The following is a 21,495-nucleotide window of genomic DNA, read 5'->3' as shown; positions in this document are numbered from 1 at the left end:
GATGTCCTTTTTGTGTGCGACTTTCGCACGGATGCAGTCAGCTATCAGCGGGCTATCATCAACTCCCGAGGGAGAACAGCAATCGTAGCTTTCACTCATTGTCAGCTATCCACTTCCCATGCGACACAGGCCGGAAATATGCCTTGCCGAATTTTGCTCGCCGATAACTACCCGTTGTTTCGGGCGGGTATCCGGGCACTACTGGAAAAACAACACGAATATGAAATCGTCGGTGAAGCCGGCGATGGAGACAGCATCGTCCAGCTTGCCTGCCTGCTGTCGCCGGATATCGTCCTGCTGGACATGTCCATGGAGCGATCATGCAGCGTGCACGCACTTGAAGAACTGTCGGTGCATGCGCCCTGCTCCAAGGTACTGATGCTCTCGACACACACCGACTCAGGCTTTGTCATGAAATGCCTGCAACTGGGTGCCCAGGGCTATCTGCTCAAGAGCGCCAGTTTTCTGGAGCTGGAGCTGGCCTTGCAGGCGCTGCAGCATGGCGATCAATACCTGTCTTCGGAGGTTGTGCCACTGGTGGTCAGTGAAGCGGTCAAGAAAAGCCTTGCGCCACCCTCAGTGACAAGACCCGGAAACTTCTCACTGACCGAACGACAACTGGAAATCCTGCGCCTGATCGCCCGCGGCGAATCGACCCGCTCCATCGCCCTGGGTCTTGGCCTGAGCGTCAAGACAGTGGAAGCCCATCGCTCGCAGGTCATGCATCGTCTGGGGATTCACGATCTTGCCAGTCTGGTGCTGTTTGCAGTGCGGGAAGGCATCATTCAGGTCAACGATTAGCCTCAGGTCAGAAGTGGCGGCTCGAAAGCCGTCACTTCCGGCAGCTCCCCATCCCACCGCACGATCTCCACCGAAGCGGTTTGCGCCGCGCAGCCCTGAGACAGGCTTGAAGCCCCCACATCGAGCGTAATCATGTTCGGGTTGCCATGCTTCTCAAGGCTGCCTCTCTGGCCATGCACCAGAGGATCGAACCAGGCTCCCGTGGCGATCTGAACGACACCGGGGCGAATGTCGTCCGAGACAATCACTCCCGCCAGAAAAGCCCCACGCTCGTTGAAAACCTTGACTACATCGCCATCACTGACGCCCCGTGCCTGAGCGTCGCTGCGATTGAGGGTCAAGGGCTCGCGCTCGTGGATCTTCGAGGCACGGCTACAGGCACCATGATCGTACTGGCTGTGCAGACGGGTGCGCGGCTGGTTGGACAGCAGGTGCAGGGGAAACGAGCTCGCAGGCTTGTCCAGGCAGACCGGGTGCCCCGGACAGTCCGCATACCCGAATCCGGCGATGCGTTCGGAGAAGATCTCGATACGTCCTGAAGGCGTGGGCAACGGGTTGGCCTGCGGATCGTCGCGAAAAGGTTTGAGCAGGATCATGTCGGTTTCGGGGTATTGCACCTCGAACAGACCGTCGCGCCAGAACTGCTCGTAGTCGGGCAACTGCACCCCAAAGGTTTCGGCCCGCTCGCGAGACTGCTCATAGATATGTCGCAGCCAGGCCGATGCATCGCGTCCTTCGGTGAAGCTATCCCCAACGCCCATGCGCTGCGCCAGATCGGCAAGAATCGAATAATCGTCACGGGCTTCGCCCACCGGCGCGATGGCTTGTTGCATGGCGATCATGAAACGGTCGGAAGCCGCGCTGCCGATATCATTGCGTTCCAGCGCCGTGGTCGCAGGCAGGACTATATCGGCGTACCTGGCCTGGGCAGTCCAGTACTGTTCGTGAACGATGATGGTTTCCGGGCGCTGCCAGGCATCCAGCAGCCGATTGAGGTCCTGATGATGGTGGAAGATATTGCCACCCGCCCAGTACACCAGACGAATGTCCGGGTAGTGCCGCTGCTGGCCGTTGTAATCGAAAGGTGCGCCGGGGTTGAGCAACATGTCGGCGACACGTGCCACCGGGATGAAATCCTTGACCGGGTTGCTGCCCTGCTCGAAGCGTGGCCCGGAAAATGCCTTGCGACCGCTGCCCGTATTGTTCATGCAGCCATAGCCCAGACCAAAACCGCCCCCCGGCAGACCGATCTGCCCCAGCAATGCAGCCAGGGTGACGGTCATCCAGAACGGTTGCTCGCCATGAATCGAGCGTTGCAGGGAATAGGCGACATTGATCATGGTCCGCTTGCTGGCCATGCGTTGCGCCAGTTCGGTGATCTGGCGGGCCGCAATGCCAGTCAGTTTCTCGGCCCAGTGCGGGTCTTTGGGCTGGCCGTCGACATGGCCCAGCAGGTAGTCACGAAAACGCTCATAACCCACGGTATAGCGCTGCACAAACGCTTCGTCATGCAAGCCCCGAGTGATCAATACCCAGGACAAGGCCATCATCAACGCCGTATCGCTGCCGGGACGAATCGCCAGCCACTCATTCTTTTCAGGACCGGCAAGGTCATCGCGCAACGGGCTGACATTGACGAACTCCACCCCTGCTTTCGACATCGCCTGCAAGGCATCGCCCAGCAGGTGGTCGCTGGCACCGCCGGGGCTTGTCTGGGCGTTCTTGGCAGGCAGACCGCCAAAAGCCACGAACAACTCGCAGTGCTCGGCCAGGTTTTTCCAGGAGGTATGCGCCGCCAGCAACCAGTCCATATTGCCGACGATATGCGGCATCAACACTCGTCCTGCGCCGAGGCTGTAACTGTCAGTGCTGAACACATAACCGCCCACGCAGTTCAGGAAGCGATGCAACTGACTCTGTGCATGATGAAAACGCCCCGCACTGCCCCAGCCATAACTGCCGCCGAAGATCGCCTGATTGCCATGCTCGTTCTTGATGCGCCTCAACTCTCGGGCGACCAGATCCAGTGCCACGTCCCAGGACACTTCAACGAACGGCTCCTGTCCCCGTAGATCGGGTCGGCCACCTGACTCATGAAGAAAACTGCGGCGCACAGCGGGACGCTTGATACGGGTCGGCGACGCGATAGCGCCAGCAACCGAATCACCGATGGGCGAAGGGTCCTTGTCCCACTCGGCGGGCACCAGCGCTTCAAGCTGTCCATCCACGACCTGCGGACGATAGACGCCCCAGTGCAATGAAGTGAAAGTCATGGTGAAGGGGCTCCTGAATGGTTGGGGCGTGGTTTTTCGCGAATGGATTGGCAAAGACCAATCAACGGGAAGCCTGCTCCTGCAATTCCAGAGCCGAATTGAACGACTCATCGAACACACTGGCCGCAGGATAGCTCTTGGTCAGCCCGGCGCTGTTGAAAAAGTCGATGGTCTGCTGCGCGCCTGCAATCACGTCAGGGGTAATCGGCACCACGACTGTCTGCGAACGGGAGAACCAACGGCGGGCGACGTCTGCATCGGCACGGGTCAGGGCTGCCCAGGCATTGGCGTAGGCTTCGCTGTTCTTCGGATCACGCACCGACCAGTCGCGAGCGGCTTGCAAACGCTGAAGGAAATCGTTGATCCGGGCACGCTTGTTCTTGATGGCCTTGTCGTTGGCCACAATGAAACTCTGGGCCGGAATCAACCCCTTGGCCGTGACAATCACCCGAGCGCCCTGACGCTCCTGCTGGGTGACATAAGGCTCCCAGGTCGCAATGGCATCCACCGACCCGCCGTCCAGGGCATGGGAGGAATCCAGTGCGCTGAGATAACGATAATCCACGGCATCACGAGGTACACCCGCCTTGTCCAGCGCAGTGAGCATCAATTGCTGGCTGAACGAGCCTTTCCAGATCGCCACTTTCTTGCCTGCCAGATCCGCAACACTCTTGATGGAGGAGTCCTTGCGCACCACGATGGCCACGCCATCCAGATTCTGTCGAGAGACACCGATGACCTTGATTGGCGCCCCCAGAGCGCCCATGAACAGCGCAGGCGAATCCCCCAGCAGGCCAATATCCAGGCTGCCGACATTCAAGGCTTCGGCCACCGGCGAGCCGGCGGTGAATTGCTTCCACTCCAGTTCGTAAGGCAGATCATTGAGTACGCCAGCCGCCTCCATCACGGTACGTGCGCTGTAACTCTGGTCACCGACTACCAGATCGGCGGCCTGTACGGTCAGGGAAGCCACAAGTGTCAGAAACAGACCGGGCAACAGGTTGTTTTTCCATCGGGCATAGGTGTTGTCGGGCACGTGCAATCTCCACTGGATCGGAATGAGGTCCGGGTCCGCAGGTGCGGTAGCCGACTTTTTGATAACGGTTTCAATGTCTGAAAGGAATTCCTGGAACCCTATCACCCTGAAAAACATTATCTAAATTCATTTTCGATCTAGCCTAATATGCAAACAGCTCAGCTAACTCCCTCTTGATTCAAAGCGTATCGTCGGCTGTCAAACGTTCACGCAGGAACTCGATCAAGGCCTGCACCGGCCTTGAGGCCTGACGATGCTGCGGATAGACCGCCGACAGGGTCAGCGGTTCGGGACGCAGATCGTCCAGCACACGAACCAGGCTTCCGCTGCTCAGCGCGGCTCCGACGATAAAGGTCGGCAAGTACGTGATACCCAGCCCGGCAATCGCCGCATCGCGCAATAACTCGCCATTATTGGTACGCATCCGCCCACTGACATTCAGGCTCACGGGTTTGCCACTGCCCTGGAAACGCCACTGCACCTGACGGTTGTGACCATAAGGCAGGCAATCGTGGGCGTGGAGGTCTTCAGGTTTTTCGGGGCGCCCCCGCTCGGCCAGATAAACCGGACTGGCGCAGTACACCCGGTCGATTGTGGCAATACGCCGGGCAATCAGGCTGGAGTCTTCCAGCACGCCAATACGCAGCACCAGATCATAGCCTTCGCTGAGCAGATCCACCGGCCTGTCACTCAGGTCCACTTCCACTGCCACATCCCGGTAGCGCTGCAGAAACAGCGGCAGCAGGCAGCCCAGATGGGCCACGGCAAACGATAGCGGTGCACTCAGGCGCACGGTGCCGCGCGGTTCGCTGTTCTGTCCCGAAATGCCTTGCTCGACCTGCTCGACCTCGCCCAGCAGGCGCAAGGCCGATTCGTAATAGCTCTGCCCCAGCGGGGTGACATCCAGACGGCGAGTGGAGCGATTGAGCAAGCGCACACCCAGCCGCTCTTCCAGTTGCATCAGACGACGGCTGACGAACTGCTTGGACAGGCCCAGCTTGTCGGAGGCCGCCGTGAAGCTGCCCGACTCCATGACCTGGCAAAAAATGCGCATATCTTCAAAGGGGTTCATTGTCACGACCTGGTTGACAGTTAAACGCTTTATAGCCGCTTTTTCGCCTTTCAGCACCCTATTAATCTGTGCCCATGGTGCAGACAAGGCCCGAAGCCAGCACTGCCCTTGACGCCAACCTCTCAAGTATTCTCAAAAGGACTGACCCATGAACACTCTGCAAAAAGCCCTGACCACTACCCTGCTCGCCCTGTCCGTCAACAGCGCCTTTGCCGCTGGCAGCCCGGGCGTCGAACACAACACCCAGGCCTTTCTCGAAGCACTGGCCGCTGGCGGTGGCAAGCCTCTGGAACAACTGAGCCCCAAGGACGCCCGCGCAGTCCTGACCGGTGCTCAGGCTTCGGTCAAGGTGGATCTGTCGGGAGTGGAAGTCAGCGAGCGTTCGATTGATGCCAACGGTCAGAAGATCACCCTGAAGATCGTCCGCCCTGCCAAGATCAAGGGTGACCTGCCCGTGTTCATGTTCTTCCACGGCGGCGGCTGGGTATTGGGCGACTTCCCGACCCACCAGCGACTGATCCGTGATCTGGTAGTCGGCTCCGGTGCGGTAGCCGTGTATGTGGATTACACGCCATCACCTGAAGCCCGCTACCCGACGGCAATCAATCAGGCTTACGCCGCGACCCGCTGGGTGGCCGAGCATGGCAGGCAGATCGGTGTCGATGGCAGCCGGCTGGCGGTAGCCGGCAACAGCGTCGGTGGCAACATGGCGGCAGTCGTGGCCCTGATGGCCAAGGAACAGAAAACCCCGGCACTGCGCTTCCAGTTGCTGCTGTGGCCGGTGACCGATGCGAATTTCGATAATGGCTCCTACCAGCAGTTTGCCGAAGGCCACTTCCTGACCAAAGGCATGATGAAGTGGTTCTGGGACAACTACACCACCGATGCGGGCCAGCGCGCTCAGATCCATGCCTCGCCGTTGCAGGCCAGCAGCGAACAATTGCGCGGCCTGCCAGCAGCTCTGGTGCAGACCGCCGAATTCGATGTGCTGCGCGACGAGGGCGAAGCCTATGCCCGCAAACTGGATGCGGCTGGTGTACCGGTTACGGCGGTGCGCTACAACGGGATGATTCATGACTTCGGCCTGCTCAACCCGCTGAACCAGATCCCGCAAGTACGTGCCGCAATGCGCCAGGCGGCGAACGAGCTGAAAACCCACCTGGCCGACTGATTCTCTCCCGTAATGACCTGCCCCACCGGGGCAGGTTGCAGTCAGTCGCCAAAGCACTTTCCAGACTGGCTGTGAATTCGCTGAAAGCCTCGGGCCAGAGCGCTGCGAAAAGAAGCGAAGCGGCCACCGAATTAACAACGATTAACTCGTCAGCCCTGTTCCTTCACCCAAGAATGGCGCTCTCTGCGCAGACTTTTGCCCATCGAAAGGTGCTGACAACACAGCCAATTCATTTGCACCTTCCCTCGACAATGGACATTGCCATGACTCAGGTTCCGCAATACCCCTGCTCGATCTGCAACACCATGGACAGCATCAAGAAACAGACTGCCGTCAGCGGCGGCCTGTCTCTGCGGCGCGAGCGCTTGGCCAAGCAGTTGATCCTGGAAAGACTGGGGGAAAACATCGAAGTCTCCGAACTGGCCCGTGCCTGCGCCCTGTCCAGAAGCTACTTCTCCAGAGCCTTCAAACGCAGCACCGGTCTGTCACCTCAGGAATGGATTCGCAGCCAGCGCATTGCCCGCGCAAAATGCCTGATCAAGCACACTGAAATGACCTTGACCCAGATCAGCCATGAGTGCGGATTCTGTGATCAATCGCACTTCTCGCATATCTTTTCCCGTACAGAAGGCATCAATCCCTTTACATGGCGTGGCCATGCGCTAAAGAACACAGATAACAGCAAAGCGTTTGCCGCCTGCGGATTCTGAAATAAGGACTAGATTGAAAGTCGCATCACGAGCAAGCTCGGGAGCGTACTTGTCTGCCCGAAAAACAGAACTCTCCAGGTGACACAACAGGAATGAACACTTGACCCTTCTCACCGAGCCGGCCGTGCATTTCGGCCCTTATCGGATCTACCCGCAACAACGCCTGGTGCTGGACGCCGACCGCCCGGTGCGGTTGGGCAGTCGCGCTCTGGATATCCTGCTGGTCCTGATCGAACATGCCGGGGATACGGTCAGCAAACAACAGCTTATGGCTCATGTCTGGCCCAGAACAGTGGTCGAGGACAGTAATCTGCGTGTCCATATGGCTGCACTGCGCAAAGCGCTGGGCGACGGTCAGGCGGGACAGCATTACATTGTTACAGTTGCACAACGTGGTTACAGCTTTGTTGCTCCCATCGCCCTGCAACGGGTCGAACACAGGCCAGACGCCCCTATGAAGATCTCGACCAGCCACAATCTGCCCACTCGTCAATCGCGCATCCTGGGACGTGATGCACTGGTGAACAGGCTGGCAAGCCAACTGCAGCAACATCGCTTCCTCTCTCTGACCGGCCCCGGCGGCATCGGCAAGACCACGGTCGCCCTGCGGGTCGCAGAACAGTTGATCGGCCAGTATCGCGATGGCATTCGCCTCATGGACCTGGCTCCCCTGACCGATCCGCAAATGATCGCGACTCATCTGGCCATGCTGCTCGATATCGCAGTACACGATGATGCCCCTATAAACCGCATCGGCACTTACCTGCGCGACCGTCAGATGCTTCTGGTGATCGATAACTGCGAACACATGGTCGAGACCATTGCCCTGCTGAGCGAAAGCATTCTGCGCAGCGCCCCCGATGTCCACATGCTGATTACCAGCCGCGAAAGCCTGCAGGTCGATGGCGAGTTCGTCGAACGTCTGAACCCTCTGGACTGCCCGCCTCTGGAGAGTGCGAGCAGTGACGACGCCATGAGCTTTCCGGCCCTGCAATTGTTCGTCGAACGCGCCATGGCCAGTCAGGAACATTTTGAACTGACCGAAGCCAACCTGCCGATGGCCATTGAGATATGCCAGCGTCTGGACGGCATTCCCCTGGCCATCGAACTGGCCGCCGCCCAGGTAGGTAATCTGGGTTTCAGCAAGCTGCTCGAACATCTGCAAACCAGTTTCCGTCTCCACGGCCAAAGCCATCCGGATGGACTCGCTCGCCATCAGACCTTGCGCGCCACGCTGGACTGGAGCTTCCAGATGCTGAACGCCAACGAGCAGACTTGCCTGCAACGTCTGAGCATCTTCAAGGACCGCTTCAGTCTGGAGTCAGCCATGGCCGTGGTGGAGGATTCGCAGATCAGTCCCCAGGACGTACTGGCCATCCTCCCCCAACTGGTCAGCAAGTCGTTGCTCAATGTCGAGTTCGTGGACGACGAAGTCCTCTATCATCTGCTTGATACCACTCGCAGCCATGCCCTGGAAAAACTGCTCCAGCACGAACAGTTGTTCGATATCCGCGAACGCCATGCACGCCGCTGCCTGGCCCTCATGCAACAGGCTCAGCAGGACTGGGAGACGATTCCCACTCAAAGGTGGATCAAACGTTATCTCTACAGCCTGGAAGACATAAGAGCAGCGCTGGATTGGGGATTCGATAGCCTGCATGCACAGATGCTCGCCATCGAGCTGGTTGCCAACTGTGCACCTCTCTGGCAGGAATTGTCGTTGCTCAAGGAGCACGATTTTTATGTGAACAAGGCCCTCAAGCTGCTGGAAACCCATCCCCTGCCACCCGCGAAGCTGTTGATTCCCCTGAAGCTGGCGCTGGGCAGCATTTCCTTTCACACCCGTGGCGACACGCCCGAAGCGCTGGACGCGTTCATGAGCGCACGGGTGCTGGCCGAACAGAACAATGATCTGGCTGGCCAGTTACAGGCCACTTCCGGGCAGATGGTCGTCAATCTGTGCCGCGGTGATTACCTGCAAGCCCTTGACCAGAACTGCCAGTTCAATCGGCTGGGCATGAACACCGACACCGTTATCTGCATGAGTACCCAGCGGTTACGAGTCCTGGCCCTGCATTTTTCCGGTGATCAGACCCTGGCACGGCTGAATGCCGAACAGGTGATTCAGCGTCTGGCCCAAAGCGGACATGCCCATCAATTCACTTATGTTTTCGGCGTGCAGTACGACCAGAGCGTTGCGGCCCTGACCATACTGGCACGCATTCTCTGGCTGCAGGGTCGTCCCGAAGAGGCCTGGGAGAAAGCCCGGCAAGCGCTGGACATTGCTCTGCAGATCAACCATGGAACCTCCATCTGCCACACTCTTTCCCTGGCCGGTTGCGTCATTGCCCTCTACAACGGCAATACCGAGACAGCGAACGAATTATTGAAGCTGCTGCGCGAACAGTCGCAAAGGCACTCGGCCCTGCTGTTTTATGACTGGGGGCAGCACTATGCGCAGTTGATGACATCCTCCGGCACCGGTAACGATTTCGCGGACAGTACCGGATTCATCCGCGACATCATGATCACCCTGCGTCCGGGCCCGGTCGACGATGCCCTGTTCAAGCGGGCACAAAGTGGAGCTGCGGGCTGGTGCACTTCGGAAATCCTGCGTGCCAGGGCCGACACTCTGCCACCTGAAGACGCCAACACCGCCGAAGCCATACTGCTCAAGGCAATGAACGTGGCGCAAAAACAGGGTGCCCTGGCCTGGGAACTGCGCAGCGCCACCTCGCTTGCAAGACTCAAGCAGCGCCAGGGCCACAGGCAGCAGGCTTACGCTTTGCTGGAGCCTGTCCATGCACGGTTCACCGAAGGCTTCACGACACCGGATCTGATCGCGGCCCGGAGATTACTCGATCAGTTGCAATGACTGGGCGCGCACTCCTGTGAAGCGCTCCAGACCGAGATGACGAGCAAGACGTGCCTCGTATGTGGGTGCGTCACCGCTGGCTTGCAGTTTTTCCAGCGCATAGAAACGAGTGGTACGCAGCAAGTCATAACGCAGGGTGTTGCTGCCCGGGCTTATCGACAGCAGCGACTTGTCCACCAATTGCTCCAGCGTCCTGGCGATACGCTCGGCGTTCAGCGAGACACAACTGCAGACCTCAATGGCAGCCGCCCGAGTGAACGCCGAGCCAAAGACTGCAATACGCTGCAACAGGGTCTGTTCGTGCAGGCTCAGTCGCTCGAAACTCCAGTCCAGGCAAGCCTGGAAGCTCTGATGACGTTCGACAGAGGTGCGCCGACCCAGGCCCGGCAAATGAAACCCCTTGTCCAGTTGGGCCTGTAAACCTGTCAGTCCAAAGACGTCGATTCGCGCAGCCGCCAGTTCGATAGCCAGAGGAATGCCATCGAGCCGCCGACAGATATCAGCCACTCTCGCGACATCCTGTTCCCGCAAGACAAAACCTTGCCTGGAGGCCTGGGCACGGCGAACAAAAAGCTGCATGGCCGAACAGGCCATGGCGTCACGGGTGCCGGGAGATGCAATGGTCAGCGCCGGCAGACGCAATACGGATTCGCCTCTGGCCTGCAGCGCTTGACGGCTGGTCACCAGAATCGACAGATGAGCACAGGTCGGCAACAGGGTTTCGGCCCAGCGTCGGCTGCTTTCAAGCTGATGCTCACAACCGTCGAAGATCAACAGTGCACGTCGTCCGGCCAGAGTCCTGGCCAGATCTGCAAGAGACAAGTCCGTGCCAAGCCCCAGCGCCGAAGCCATTTGAGCAGCCACCCGCTGCGGCTCGTCCAGAACAGAAAAGTCGATAAGCCAGGCACCGTCCGGGTAATGCCTGAGCAGTGATTCGGCAACCCGACAGGCCACGGTTGTCTTGCCGATACCGCCAGGCCCGACCAGAGTCATGAGACGTCCTCCCGGCAACTGACGCACGATTCGGCCCACCACTTCATCGCGACCGATCACAGACGTCAGGCGCGCAGGCAGATTGTGCTTCGGCACAGTGATCTGCGGATTCGCATTCACCTGCTCGACCCTGGCCACGAAGCAATAACCTCGCAGGGGAATCGTCTCGATATAGCGCTGACCGTTCTGCCCGTCTTTCAAGGCTCGACGCAAGGCCGCGACCTGCACCCGCAAATTGATATCTTCGACGATAGAGTCAGGCCAGACCTGAGCCATCAGACTGTTCTTGCTGACAATGCTGCCCGCCTGCCCGATCAGCACCTGGAGAATATCGAGCGCCCTGCTCCCCACACGCAATGCCTTTTCGCCCTGCATCACCAGACGCTGACGAACATCAAACACATAGGGACCGAAACACAGCACCGAATCGTTGTGAATATTCTTGAGGCTGTCCATATCCATTCATGCGCCGATAAATCCGGCTATCCGGACCACCGCACGACCTTTGCAAAAGATTCGTGTTTATCTTGGCAGGCAGGAAAACCGGGACAACCGGCACAGGAGGCGCGATACGGTCATTGCGGTGCGCAATACGGACAAGGGGGTAGTGTTCTAGCTGAACTGCTCACGATACTGGGCCGGTGTCAGCCCGATCTTGCCGCTGAACAGAAACCGCATGTGTCGCACGCTGCCGAAGCCGCTTTTATAAGCCACGGTCTTGAGCGGCAGGTCAGTGGTTTCCAGAAGCTTTCTGGCGTGATCGATTCGGGCGCTCTGCAGGAAGTCCATGGGCGTCATCCCGACTTCACGGGCAAAGGTACGAGCAAAGTGCCGGGCACTCATGGTGGCGAGGCTGGCCATGCGCTCGATGCTGAAGGCTTCGTCCAGATGTTCCAGCACGTAGTTCTGCACGCGGGTGACGGGAGTTTCCTGCTGGGCAACGGCAGCCACCAGAGGACTGAACTGTGCCTGGCCGCCCTGGCGTTTCATCAATACCAGCAGCACTTTGGCCACATCCTGGGCGACCTTCTTGCCATGGTCCTGAGCGACCACTGCAAGTGAGAGATCGATACCGGCGGTGACGCCACCGGAGGTGATCAGGTTGCGATCGCGGATGTAGATCTGATCGGTTTCCACCTGCGCCTTGGGAAAGCGCTTGATGAGTCGGTCCGTGTAATGCCAGTGAGTGGTCACGCGATGCCCGTCGAGCAGCCCGGCATCCCCCAGAATGAAGGCACCGGTACAAATGGAGCCATAGCAGGAAGACCGGGGAGCGACCTCATTCAGCCAGTTCAATAAAGGCTGGTGCCTTTCGTTATAGGCACCCGGCCCTCCGGGTATCAACAGCAGGTCGAAATCTTCAACAGCCTGATCCATGTGTCGGTCAGCCATGATATTGACCCCGCTGGACGCCCGAAGCGCGCCGTGTTCGGTGCCGATGGTCGATATCCGATAGTGCTTATCGGGCGCCAGATAACGATTGGCAATGGAAAAGACTTCGATAGGCCCGGCCATATCGAGCAAGAGAAAGTCCGGGAACAGAACCATCGCCACGGTTTTCATGAAATTCCACATCGTTTGCAATGAAGACAGACTGCGCATTATGAACAAGATGGCCCGGCTCTGCAGGTCACCCGGCACTGTCAACCAGAACAGGACAGTCATTCGTTTTTCAGCTACTTATTGCCAGCGCCGATAACCAGTAACCTCTCTCTCACTTGGTCGATACCTGAATATGCAGCCTCGACATCTGAATGGAGAAAGAATCATGCTGACTCTTCGCAAAGCTTCCGATCGTGGCGCAGCCAACCATGGCTGGCTGAAATCCTTTCATACCTTCTCGTTTGCCAGCTATTACAACCCGCTGGAACAGGGGTTTTCCGATCTGCTGGTGATCAACGACGACCGTGTCGCGGCAGGCAAGGGTTTCGGTCAGCATCCGCATCGCGACATGGAGATTTTTTCCTATGTGCTCGAAGGTGCCCTGGAACACAAAGACACACTGGGAACCGGCTCGGTCATTCGCCCTGGCGATGTGCAATTGATGAGCGCTGGCAGCGGCGTCGCCCACAGCGAGTTCAATCACTCGGCAAGCGAACCGGTGCATTTCCTGCAGATCTGGATTGTGCCGAATGTAGCCGGTGCAACACCGACCTATCAGCAGGAACACTTCAGCCCTGAACAGAAACGCGGACGCCTGCAGTTGATCATTTCCCCCGAAGGGAAGGATGGCTCCCTGAAAGTTCGCCAGGATGCCCGGGTCTATGCCGGCCTGTTCGACGGCAATGAAACGGCCAGCCTTGAACTGGCAGCCGATCGCTATGCCTACGTGCATGTCGCCCGCGGCAGCGTTGTACTCAATGGCGAGCGTCTCGGGGAAGGCGATGGTGTGCGTCTGCGTGACGAACAGCAGATTCATCTGAGTGGCGGTGTCGATGCCGAAGTGCTGGTGTTCGACCTGCGTCCGAACGAGAGGCCGCAGATGCCTTGAAGGCTCTCTTCTATATATAGAAAGAAAAAGCGCGCCTCCTGATGACTGGGAGGCGCTCGAAGGGAAAAAACGCAAAAACAAAAACGCCGCTCAATGAGCGGCGTTCTTGAAGAATATGGAGCGGGAAACGAGACTCGAACTCGCGACCCCGACCTTGGCAAGGTCGTGCTCTACCAACTGAGCTATTCCCGCAATGGCGTCCCCTAGGGGACTCGAACCCCTGTTACCGCCGTGAAAGGGCGGTGTCCTAGGCCACTAGACGAAGGGGACACACTACCCGGAACACATGGTGTGTGTTCCAGTGTCCAGATCCGCATCCGAAGATTTGGTTCTGGTTTCACTCAACCCTGCCCTGAAGCAGAATTGTATAAAACTGGAGCGGGAAACGAGACTCGAACTCGCGACCCCGACCTTGGCAAGGTCGTGCTCTACCAACTGAGCTATTCCCGCAATATGGCGTCCCCTAGGGGACTCGAACCCCTGTTACCGCCGTGAAAGGGCGGTGTCCTAGGCCACTAGACGAAGGGGACACACGTACAACATTCACTGCTTATCGCGCTTCGCTGTATGCTTTACGCTGTAAGTGGCGCGCATTCTATGGATGGTTTGGCAGGTCGTCAACCCCCTTCTGAAAATTTATTTAAATCAATGACTTCGCCCCTATTTAAGGTTCATGCCGCTGGCCGGAAAACTCCTGTCTCAAGAGAAAATTTAGTTGCAATCTCCGACGAGGGCATCTATGCGCAATAGTGCTTAGCCACTACACTCGCACAATAATTTATGGAAAAAACGAGGTTTGCGCAGTGACACCACTCATGATCACGCTGATGGTAGTAGCTGGTATCGCGCTGCTTATAGCGATTGGCTACCTGAACCATGTCGCTGAAAACAGCAAACTGGACAAGGCTCGTGCAAAAGTAGAGCTGAGCGACCGACTGCGACGCTGCGGTGAAATCACCGAAACCTTTCCCGGCCAGCTCATGTCGCCAGCCCTCAAGCTGCTGCTGACCCGCCTCGAACTGAACGTTGTGCAGCGCATGCTGGCACTGGAAAAAAACAACGCCCAGCTCAAGACCCGCCAGACCGAACTGGAAGAACTGGTGGCTCAGGGCGACCGCATCCAGGTCACCAACCCGGTCAGCCCGATCCAGACCGAAGCCAAGGCCAAGGACATCCGCTTTCTGCTGGAAGCCCTGCACGGTCAGGTCACCCGCGCAGCACATGACGGTTTCCTGCCGACCAGTGAAGCCAAGCACTGGATTCGTGAAATCCGCGTGATTCTGGTGAACCTGCATATCGAGTTCTTCAACAACCTCGGCCAGCTTGCACTCTCTCAAGAGCAGCCGGGTCAGGCACGTCTGGCCTTCGAGCGTGGCGTGCAATATCTGCGCAACCAGCCGGACCCTGTGACCTATCAGCAGCAGTTGCAGGCCATGGAAAAACAACTGGCCCGCGCCAACTCGATGGTGCTGACCAACATTGCGCCAAGCGACGATGACGACAACGCCCTGACCGAAGGCCTGAAGGCCGACGAAGTCGAATCGGAATGGAAGAAGAAGGTCATCTACGACTGATGACCGCACCGCCGTTGCGCTGCACTGCGCAACGGCGGACAGGCTCGCGACTCAACAGTCGGTAGACGCCAGAAAGATAGCCGCCAGACGCTCGATCCCCTCCTGATCCTCCTCCTTGAAGCGCCCGAGCAGCGGGCTGTCCAGATCCAGCACCCCGATCAGACGCCCTTCCTTTATCAACGGAATGACCAGTTCGCTATTGGAGGCGCTGTCGCACGCGATGTGCCCGGCAAAGGTATGGACATCTTCCACCCGCTGGGTTTCCCGGCTTTGGGCTGCAGCGCCACACACGCCACGCCCGAACGGGATACGTACACAGGCGACCTGTCCCTGGAACGGTCCGAGCACCAGTTCCTCGTTTCGATTCAGATAAAAACCCGCCCAGTTCAAATCCGTTATCTGGGTGTAGAGAAACGCAGAGAACTGCGCGGCATTGGCAATGAAGTCACGTTCATCGGCCAGCAGTGCCTGTAACTGTGCCGCCAGCAGGTCATAACCTTCCTGGCCCGCGCCCACATCTTGCAAATCGATCATGCCTGTTGCTCCAACAATTTCAGGCCTACCCAGTAACGCGCAAATTGGTAGGCACAACGACCATTACGATTACCCCGCCCGGTCGCCCAGCGGACAGCCGCCTTGTCCAGCTCTTCATCGCGCTGCCAGGTCAGACCGGCCTTCTGCGCCAGTTGGGTAATCCAGTGCTCCACTACATTCAGGAAATGCTCCTGAGTGAACGGATAGAAAGACAGCCACAAACCAAAGCGGTCAGACAGTGCGATCTTGTCTTCCACCGCCTCGCTGGGATGCAGTTCACCTTCCACATGCTTCCAGTTTTCGTTATCACTCTCTTTCTCGGGCACCAGATGACGGCGGTTGGAGGTTGCGTACAGCAACACGTTATCCGGTGCCTGCTCAAGCGAGCCATCGAGCACACTCTTGAGCACGCGATAGTCGCCCTCGCCCGACTCGAAGGAAAGATCGTCGCAGAACAACACGAAGCGCTGCGGCAGCTTCTGCAGTTGCTCGACCACCCGCGGCAGGTCGCCCAGATGGTCGCGTTCGATTTCGATCAGGCGCAGGCCCGAGTCGGCATATTCAGCCAGCAAGGCCCGAATCAGCGAAGACTTGCCGGTACCCCGCGAACCCCACAGCAACGCATGGTTGGCAGGCAGCCCATCGATGAACTGACGAGTATTGCGCCCCAACTGGTCGCGTTGCCGATCGACACCGATCAGGTCCGACAGACGCATGTCCAGGCTGACCTCAAGAGGCAGCAGATAACCGCTGCGCCCTTCTCGCACCCAACGCGCCGCCAGAGTCGCGGACCAGTCCAGTGGCTCGCGAACGGCAGGCAACAAGGGCTCCAGACGAGCCAGCACGGCATCGGCGCGCTCCAGAAAAGCCATCAACCGAGAATCCACGAAACCTCCTTATATTTAACTGATTAATCACAAGGCCCGATCGGCTATGCTTGCCCCGCAATGGGCATCAGAAGTGACTGAACTTCCATGGATATATCGTTCACCAACAGGCTGTCATTCAAGCAAGCCAGAATGGCCGTTCTGATCGGTTTCATTCTTGGAAGCCTGCTCAGTCTGTTCCAGATTGCCCTCGATTATGCCAGCGAAGATGCTTCCATCGATCGTGAAATTGGCTCACTGATGGAAATCAGCCATAACCCGGCATCGCGAATGGCGTACAACATCGACGCCGAACTGGCTCAGGAACTGACCCTGGGCCTGTTGCACTCCCCCGCCGTAGTCAGCGCCAGGCTCACCGATAACAATAATATGGTGCTCTCCAGCGTCGAGCGCCCCATGGCTACCGGACGCTACCGGGTACTCAGCGACTGGCTGTTCGGAGAAAGTCGGCATTTCGAAGAAGTCCTGCATCTGGACCATATGCCCAGCGAGGTCATCGGCACCCTGAGCCTGACCGTCGACACCTTCGCCTTTGGCAGTCACTTTCTGCAACGGGCGGAGATCACCCTGCTCAACGGTTTCGTGCGCAGCCTGGTGCTGGCCGGCATCCTGACCATACTGTTCTATACAACCCTGACCAAGCCGCTGGTGAATCTGATCCGGGATCTGAGCCGTCACGATCCACGCAGCCCGATCCAGAAAAAAATGGCCTGCCCGCCCCATCATGAAAACGATGAAATCGGCGTCCTGGTCAAGACTTTCAACCTGCATATCGAAACCATGAGCACCGAATTCGCCCGGCGTCGCGAGGCAGAGGACCGGCTTACCAATCACCTGAACGAACTGGAAAACATCGTTTCGGCCCGCACCAACGAACTCAAGGCCAGCAACATACGCCTCAGCCAGTCCAACGAGGAATTGCAGATCGCCCGCAGTACCGCCCTGGACATGGCCAATGCCCGCACAGCCTTCCTGGCGAACATGAGCCATGAGATCCGTACCCCGCTCAATGGATTGCTGGGAATGCTGGCCCTGTCACTGGACGGTCCGCTCAGCGCCGAGCAACGCCAGCAACTGATGATTGCCCACGACTCGGGCAAGGTGCTGGTGGAACTGCTCAACGATATTCTCGACATGTCCAAGTTCAACGCAGGACAGCTGGAAATCGAGCACATCCCTTTCGATCTGGGCATGCTGGTCGAAGACACCGCCAACCTGCTTTCGCAGAACGCAGCCCCCAGCGTGGAACTGACCTGCCTGATCGCACCGGATTTGCCACCACTGGTGATCGGCGACCCTACACGGGTCCGGCAGGTCGTCAGCAACCTGCTCTCCAATGCCCTGAAGTTCACCCGTTTCGGGCGCGTGGATGTACGCCTGTCTTGCGCGCCGGATCCTGAAACCGGCGACAACCGGGTGCGGATCGAAGTCAAGGACACCGGGATCGGCATCCCCAAGGAAGCTCAGGAGCGGATCTTTCAACCCTTCACCCAGGCCGAGGCCGCAATCACCCGGCAGTTTGGCGGCACCGGCCTGGGGCTGTCCCTGACTCACAACCTGTGCGAAGCCATGAATGGCCGCCTGAGCATCCAGTCCCAGTCAGGCCTGGGCAGCCTGTTCTGCGCCGAACTGCCGCTGCCGATTCATCTGAAAGCGGTGATGCCACCCGCACTCAAGGGGCGTGTGACCGTGATCAGCAAGGCCGGCAGTGGTCTGGTAGAGCTGCTTGGCACCCTGCTGCCGACCTGGGGAGTGGATTTCACTCGCCGGGGAATCGATGACCGGACCTGCGAACAGGCACTCGATCCCCATACCGACCTGGTGATTACCGATTGCCCGGAATGCCTGTTCTCGATCCGCCCGACCACTCAGGTGCCTATCCTGCTGGTCACCGCTTACGGCAACTTCATGCCCGTCGAGCAAGTCAGCGCCCTGGCGCCCCTGCAACAGCAGGCTCGACCGCTGGCCCGTAATGCGCTCTACAACACCTTGCGCCGCGCCCTGCACATGGAAGAACCCGGGACAAGCGATACCTCATCCGAGGAACTGGCGACACTACGCCCGGCACGCATCCTTCTGGTAGAAGACAACCCGGTCAATCAACTGGTCGCCAAAGGCATGCTCAGCAAGCTGGGCTGTGAAGTGATTGTCACCGCTCATGGCGCAGAGGCCATCGAACAGCTGGAGCACAGCAATTTCGATCTGGTCCTGATGGACTGCAACATGCCGGTCATGGATGGCTACGAGGCCAGCCGCCAGATCCGCAACAGCGGGCGCTGGCCCGGCCTGCCCATAGTGGCCCTGACCGCCAATGCCATGCCCGAAGAGCGCGAACGTTGCAGGGCGGCCGGTATGAACGACTACCTGGCCAAACCGTTTCGCCGAGCGGAACTGGTCAGTATGCTGGACCAGTGGATTGCACTCACACCGAACAACCGGGCTATTTGAGCAAGGCTTCGATCTCGCCGGTCAGCTCCTCAGGCTTGGTACGCGGGGAAAAGCGTTTGACCAGTTTCCCCTCCTTGTCGACCAGAAACTTGGTGAAGTTCCACTTGATGCCCTGGGACCCCAGAATCCCCGGCGCACGCTTCTTCAACTGCACGAACAGCGGATGGGCATTACTGCCATTGACATCGACTTTCTTGAACAGCGGGAAGCTGACGCCATAGTTCAACTCGCAGAACTCCGAGATCGCACCTTCATTGCCGGGCTCCTGCTTGCCGAACTGGTTGCAGGGAAAGCCCAGCACCACCAGACCGCGGTCGCGATATTGCTGCCACAGTGCTTCCAGCCCCTTGTATTGCGGAGTGAAACCACACTTGCTTGCCGTATTGACCACCAGCACCGCCTTGCCGGCGAAATCGGCCAGGGTCTTCTGCTCGCCCTTGATCGTGGTGCAAGGAATGCTCAACAGGTTTTCGCTCATGACGACGCCTCAAAAAATGGATGGTGACAGGGTCGGCTGCCGCTCTCTCATGGCAGCGCCGGTAACAAAACAGCAACAGACCCTAGCGTGCAATTGAACGGTCCGCGCATTCAATTTCCTCTGTTGATAGAGGTCGATAAGCCAGACCACGCCAATGACGGCTAAACCCGGGGCACCAGGTCCAGGCAAACCGAGTTGATGCAATAACGCAAACCGGTGGGTGGCGGACCATCGGGGAATACATGCCCCAGATGGGCGTCGCATCTGGCGCACACCACTTCGGTACGAATCATCCCGTGACTGATATCCCGCACTTCGACCACCGCACTGCCTTCTATCGGCGCATAGAAACTCGGCCAGCCACAGCCGGAATCGAACTTGGTGGTGGAATCGAACAGCGCTTCGTTACAGCACACACAATGATAGACACCTTCGGTCTTCGTGCCGTTGTACTTGCCCGTAAAGGGCCGTTCGGTCGCTTTCAGGCGACAGACGTTGTACTGCTCTGGGTCGAGCATTTGCTTCCACTCTTCGAGCGTCTTGTGCAACTTGTCCACAGGTACACCTCCGGATCCGAAAAAGCCCGATCTGTGTCTTTTCCACGGATCGGGTGGCACGTATGATTGCGCCTCATCAGATGTCAGTCTGTCACCCGCGTTTGTCGCATACAAACCCATTTTCATCGGGTCATGTCCAGCGGCCTTCGTTGCAAGCCAGCAACAACTCGTCCATTTTCGGGATCAATCACATGCAGTTCAGCAAATCGAACAAGCTCGCAAACGTCTGCTATGACATTCGCGGGCCAGTGCTCAAGCACGCCAAACGCCTGGAAGAGGAAGGCCATCGCATCCTCAAGCTGAATATCGGCAACCCGGCACCGTTTGGTTTCGAGGCGCCGGACGAAATCCTGCAGGACGTGATCCGCAACCTGCCGACCGCCCAGGGCTACAGCGACTCCAAGGGGCTGTTCAGCGCTCGCAAGGCCGTGATGCAGTACTACCAGCAGAAGCAGGTCGACGGCATCGGCATCGAAGACATCTATCTGGGCAACGGCGTCTCCGAACTGATCGTGATGTCGATGCAGGCGCTGCTCAACAACGGCGACGAAGTCCTGATTCCGGCGCCGGATTATCCGCTGTGGACCGCTGCCGTGAGTCTGGCTGGCGGCAACCCGGTGCATTACCTGTGCGACGAGCAGGCCAACTGGTGGCCTGACCTGCAGGACATCAAGGCCAAGATCACGCCGAACACCAAGGCCATGGTGATCATCAACCCGAACAACCCCACCGGTGCAGTGTATTCGAAGGAAGTGCTGCTGGGCATGCTGGAACTGGCACGCCAGCACAATCTGGTGGTGTTCTCGGACGAGATCTACGACAAGATCCTCTACGACGAAGCCGTGCACATCAGCACCGCCTCTCTTGCACCCGACCTGCTGTGCCTGACGTTCAACGGCCTGTCCAAGTCCTACCGCGTTGCGGGCTTCCGTTCCGGCTGGGTCGCCATTTCAGGTCCCAAGCACAATGCCCAGAGCTACATCGAAGGCATCGACATCCTGGCCAACATGCGCCTGTGCGCCAACGTACCCAGCCAGCACGCCATCCAGACCGCACTGGGCGGCTACCAGAGCATCAACGATCTGGTCCTGCCTCAAGGCCGCCTGCTGGAGCAACGCAACCGTACCTGGGAACTGCTCAACGACATTCCCGGTGTAAGCTGCGTCAAACCCATGGGTGCGCTGTACGCCTTCCCGCGCATCGACCCCAAGGTCTGCCCGATCCACAACGACGAGAAGTTCGTCCTCGATCTGCTGCTTTCCGAAAAGCTGCTGGTGGTACAAGGCACGGCATTCAACTGGCCATGGCCTGACCACTTCCGCGTGGTGACGCTGCCGCGTGTCGACGATCTGGAACAGGCCATCGGCCGCATCGGCAACTTTGTCAAAGGCTACAAGCAGTAACCTCCACAGCCCCCTGCCCCGAAGCCGATTCGGGGCAGCCCCTGAAATGCCCTCCCCCGCCTCCAGAAATCCTCCAACCCTCTCGCAGACATGGCTCAGGTGCCGTTCAGGTTGGCAGGATTAACATCGAATACGACAAGAGGACACAGTTTGAAATAGTCCCTCTGTTGAATAGCTGCGGGCATCACCTTA

At 58.4% G+C, this 21,495-nt stretch carries 17 protein-coding genes and 4 tRNA genes; 8 read left to right on the top strand and 13 right to left on the bottom strand.

Features of this window, described 5'->3' with window-relative positions:
- The first annotated feature begins 138 nt into the window (after positions 1-138).
- Positions 139-801, top strand: a complete 663-nt coding sequence (locus JSY17_RS19870) for a response regulator (RefSeq protein ID WP_117182992.1) — start codon at positions 139-141, stop codon at positions 799-801.
- Positions 802-803: 2 nt separating this feature from the next.
- Here the strand turns inward: JSY17_RS19870 and JSY17_RS19865 are convergent, their stop codons facing one another.
- From JSY17_RS19865 to JSY17_RS19855, 3 genes are all read right to left on the bottom strand, one after another.
- The gene (locus JSY17_RS19865; RefSeq protein ID WP_206403327.1) at positions 804-3,074 is read right to left on the bottom strand and encodes a molybdopterin guanine dinucleotide-containing S/N-oxide reductase; all 2,271 of its coding nucleotides are present in this window, start codon (positions 3,072-3,074) and stop codon (positions 804-806) included.
- A gap of 61 nt (positions 3,075-3,135) precedes the next feature.
- Positions 3,136-4,110 carry an ABC transporter substrate-binding protein gene (locus JSY17_RS19860; RefSeq protein ID WP_404823386.1) on the bottom strand — a complete coding sequence of 325 codons (975 nt, stop codon included), beginning with the start codon at positions 4,108-4,110 and terminating at the stop codon, positions 3,136-3,138.
- A 178-nt stretch (positions 4,111-4,288) separates the two neighbouring features.
- The gene (locus tag JSY17_RS19855) at positions 4,289-5,182 is read right to left on the bottom strand and encodes a LysR family transcriptional regulator (protein ID WP_117182995.1); all 894 of its coding nucleotides are present in this window, start codon (positions 5,180-5,182) and stop codon (positions 4,289-4,291) included.
- A gap of 148 nt (positions 5,183-5,330) precedes the next feature.
- Between JSY17_RS19855 and JSY17_RS19850 the strand changes: the two genes are divergently transcribed.
- From JSY17_RS19850 to JSY17_RS19840, 3 genes are all read left to right on the top strand, one after another.
- Positions 5,331-6,353, top strand: coding sequence for an alpha/beta hydrolase (locus tag JSY17_RS19850; protein WP_200976773.1), 1,023 nt, complete (start codon positions 5,331-5,333; stop codon positions 6,351-6,353).
- Positions 6,354-6,658: 305 nt separating this feature from the next.
- Positions 6,659-7,063 (top strand): helix-turn-helix domain-containing protein, encoded by a 405-nt coding sequence (locus JSY17_RS19845; RefSeq protein WP_117183015.1) that lies wholly within the window; start codon positions 6,659-6,661, stop codon positions 7,061-7,063.
- Between the two features lie 100 nt (positions 7,064-7,163).
- Positions 7,164-9,938, top strand: a complete 2,775-nt coding sequence (locus JSY17_RS19840; RefSeq protein WP_206403328.1) for an ATP-binding protein — start codon at positions 7,164-7,166, stop codon at positions 9,936-9,938.
- Here JSY17_RS19840 and JSY17_RS19835 read toward each other — a convergent pair.
- Complete coding sequence (locus JSY17_RS19835; protein ID WP_206403329.1) at positions 9,918-11,387, bottom strand: ATP-binding protein; 1,470 nt, start codon at positions 11,385-11,387, stop codon at positions 9,918-9,920. The genes JSY17_RS19840 and JSY17_RS19835 overlap by 21 nt on opposite strands.
- 156 nt (positions 11,388-11,543) lie before the next feature.
- Positions 11,544-12,494 (bottom strand): GlxA family transcriptional regulator, encoded by a 951-nt coding sequence (locus tag JSY17_RS19830; RefSeq protein WP_206403330.1) that lies wholly within the window; start codon positions 12,492-12,494, stop codon positions 11,544-11,546.
- A gap of 205 nt (positions 12,495-12,699) precedes the next feature.
- Here JSY17_RS19830 and JSY17_RS19825 point away from each other — a divergent pair, with 205 nt between their 5' ends.
- Positions 12,700-13,422: a pirin family protein gene (locus JSY17_RS19825; RefSeq protein ID WP_200976781.1), complete on the top strand. Its 723-nt coding sequence runs from the start codon at positions 12,700-12,702 to the stop codon at positions 13,420-13,422.
- Positions 13,423-13,538: 116 nt separating this feature from the next.
- Here the strand turns inward: JSY17_RS19825 and JSY17_RS19820 are convergent.
- From JSY17_RS19820 to JSY17_RS19805, 4 genes are all read right to left on the bottom strand, one after another.
- Positions 13,539-13,614 (bottom strand) — tRNA-Gly (locus tag JSY17_RS19820).
- 2 nt (positions 13,615-13,616) lie between these two features.
- Positions 13,617-13,692, bottom strand: a tRNA-Glu gene (locus JSY17_RS19815).
- Between the two features lie 104 nt (positions 13,693-13,796).
- Positions 13,797-13,872 (bottom strand) — tRNA-Gly (locus JSY17_RS19810).
- A 4-nt stretch (positions 13,873-13,876) separates the two neighbouring features.
- Positions 13,877-13,952, bottom strand: a tRNA-Glu gene (locus JSY17_RS19805).
- 285 nt (positions 13,953-14,237) lie between these two features.
- Here JSY17_RS19805 and JSY17_RS19800 point away from each other — a divergent pair.
- Positions 14,238-14,996 carry a hypothetical protein gene (locus tag JSY17_RS19800; protein WP_117183001.1) on the top strand — a complete coding sequence of 253 codons (759 nt, stop codon included), beginning with the start codon at positions 14,238-14,240 and terminating at the stop codon, positions 14,994-14,996.
- 51 nt (positions 14,997-15,047) lie between these two features.
- On the opposite strand, the gene JSY17_RS19795 is transcribed toward JSY17_RS19800, so the two are convergent.
- Complete coding sequence (locus JSY17_RS19795) at positions 15,048-15,530, bottom strand: GAF domain-containing protein (RefSeq protein WP_122371569.1); 483 nt, start codon at positions 15,528-15,530, stop codon at positions 15,048-15,050.
- Positions 15,527-16,417 carry an ATP-binding protein gene (locus JSY17_RS19790; protein WP_117185173.1) on the bottom strand — a complete coding sequence of 297 codons (891 nt, stop codon included), beginning with the start codon at positions 16,415-16,417 and terminating at the stop codon, positions 15,527-15,529. The genes JSY17_RS19795 and JSY17_RS19790 overlap by 4 nt, the downstream gene beginning before the upstream one ends.
- Before the next feature lie 87 nt (positions 16,418-16,504).
- On the opposite strand from JSY17_RS19790, the gene JSY17_RS19785 reads away from it, so the two are divergent.
- Positions 16,505-18,865, top strand: a complete 2,361-nt coding sequence (locus JSY17_RS19785; protein ID WP_206402988.1) for a hybrid sensor histidine kinase/response regulator — start codon at positions 16,505-16,507, stop codon at positions 18,863-18,865.
- Here the strand turns inward: JSY17_RS19785 and JSY17_RS19780 are convergent.
- Both JSY17_RS19780 and msrB read right to left on the bottom strand, forming a co-directional pair.
- Entirely contained in the window at positions 18,858-19,343 is a 486-nt protein-coding gene (locus JSY17_RS19780; protein WP_117183005.1) for a glutathione peroxidase, read from the bottom strand. The two genes, JSY17_RS19785 and JSY17_RS19780, sit on opposite strands and share 8 nt — an antisense overlap.
- Before the next feature lie 161 nt (positions 19,344-19,504).
- Positions 19,505-19,900, bottom strand: a complete 396-nt coding sequence (gene msrB / locus JSY17_RS19775; RefSeq protein WP_117164052.1) for a peptide-methionine (R)-S-oxide reductase MsrB — start codon at positions 19,898-19,900, stop codon at positions 19,505-19,507.
- 191 nt (positions 19,901-20,091) lie between these two features.
- Here msrB and JSY17_RS19770 point away from each other — a divergent pair, with 191 nt between their 5' ends.
- A complete protein-coding gene (locus JSY17_RS19770) occupies positions 20,092-21,303 on the top strand; it encodes a pyridoxal phosphate-dependent aminotransferase (protein ID WP_025261262.1) in 1,212 nt (403 codons plus the stop codon).
- The last annotated feature ends 192 nt before the right edge of the window (positions 21,304-21,495 follow it).

The organism is Pseudomonas capsici, assembly GCF_017165765.1.
GTDB classification, from domain to species: Bacteria; Pseudomonadota; Gammaproteobacteria; order Pseudomonadales; family Pseudomonadaceae; genus Aquipseudomonas; species Aquipseudomonas capsici.
This window is presented reverse-complemented; position numbering and strand designations above follow the sequence as displayed.

Excerpts from the sequence above, each read along its gene's own strand:
- JSY17_RS19770 (WP_025261262.1), top strand. The coding sequence starts at position 20,092 with ATGCAGTTCAGCAAATCGAACAAGCTCGCAAACGTCTGCTATGACATT.
- JSY17_RS19865 (WP_206403327.1), bottom strand. The coding sequence starts at position 3,074 with ATGACTTTCACTTCATTGCACTGGGGCGTCTATCGTCCGCAGGTCGTG.
- JSY17_RS19780 (WP_117183005.1), bottom strand. The coding sequence starts at position 19,343 with ATGAGCGAAAACCTGTTGAGCATTCCTTGCACCACGATCAAGGGCGAG.
- JSY17_RS19800 (WP_117183001.1), top strand. The coding sequence starts at position 14,238 with ATGATCACGCTGATGGTAGTAGCTGGTATCGCGCTGCTTATAGCGATT.
- JSY17_RS19855 (WP_117182995.1), bottom strand. The coding sequence starts at position 5,182 with ATGAACCCCTTTGAAGATATGCGCATTTTTTGCCAGGTCATGGAGTCG.
- JSY17_RS19785 (WP_206402988.1), top strand. The coding sequence starts at position 16,505 with ATGGATATATCGTTCACCAACAGGCTGTCATTCAAGCAAGCCAGAATG.
- JSY17_RS19795 (WP_122371569.1), bottom strand. The coding sequence starts at position 15,530 with ATGATCGATTTGCAAGATGTGGGCGCGGGCCAGGAAGGTTATGACCTG.
- JSY17_RS19825 (WP_200976781.1), top strand. The coding sequence starts at position 12,700 with ATGCTGACTCTTCGCAAAGCTTCCGATCGTGGCGCAGCCAACCATGGC.
- JSY17_RS19870 (WP_117182992.1), top strand. The coding sequence starts at position 139 with ATGCCTTGCCGAATTTTGCTCGCCGATAACTACCCGTTGTTTCGGGCG.
- JSY17_RS19830 (WP_206403330.1), bottom strand. The coding sequence starts at position 12,494 with ATGAAAACCGTGGCGATGGTTCTGTTCCCGGACTTTCTCTTGCTCGAT.
- JSY17_RS19850 (WP_200976773.1), top strand. The coding sequence starts at position 5,331 with ATGAACACTCTGCAAAAAGCCCTGACCACTACCCTGCTCGCCCTGTCC.
- JSY17_RS19835 (WP_206403329.1), bottom strand. The coding sequence starts at position 11,387 with ATGGACAGCCTCAAGAATATTCACAACGATTCGGTGCTGTGTTTCGGT.
- JSY17_RS19845 (WP_117183015.1), top strand. The coding sequence starts at position 6,659 with ATGGACAGCATCAAGAAACAGACTGCCGTCAGCGGCGGCCTGTCTCTG.